1 protein-coding gene is annotated in these 606 nt (G+C 64.7%); it reads left to right on the plus strand.

The window, feature by feature from the left end:
• A partial coding sequence (locus ACYVKX_RS23245) for a hypothetical protein (RefSeq protein WP_460836092.1) occupies positions 1-533 on the plus strand: 533 nt, incomplete at its 5' end.
• Positions 534-606: the final 73 nt, after the last annotated feature.

The following is a 606-nucleotide window of genomic DNA, read 5'->3' on the forward strand; positions in this document are numbered from 1 at the left end:
ATTACTGCACGGGCGGCGCCCCGGCGAAGACCTTCTATCACCGGGAATTCATGATCTGCGGCAAACACCGCAGATGGCTCGGTGACCGCTCGTTCGAGCCCCAACAGACCGCTGGACGAGCGGCGATCGCTGCCGACAGAAGGCTACGGCGGATCGCCGCGGCCGGGCTTGTCTCGGTCACCGCCTATGACCGCATCGCTGACCTACTGCGCGGGCATCTGACCGGGACGATGGAGGTCCAGCCGGCGTCGCCACCTGAGGCCAGCCCGTCGCTCGTCCAGTTCCCGAGCCAGGTACAGCTCCTGGCCCTCGTAACCAACTACCTGCGACTTCGCTGCCCCGACGCCAAGCCGCTGCCGGAGTGGCACCGACGCCCGGAGCAAGCAAATCTTCGGCAATACCTGCGTCCCCGTCTCAACGCGATGAGGCTCAAGCCGCAACCCGACGACGACATCAACTGGCTGCTGGAAGGGCTGGTGGATGTGGTCATCGCCATGCTCGGAGACCGAACGGACTACGCCGCCGGCTTCTGACAGAAGTGGACGCACAAAAGCGGCGACCTCGGTTTTGGACAGAGCAACTGGAACAACGCCGATCGTCGGCTCA

The sequence above is a fragment of the Nocardioides hungaricus genome (genome assembly GCF_054782915.1).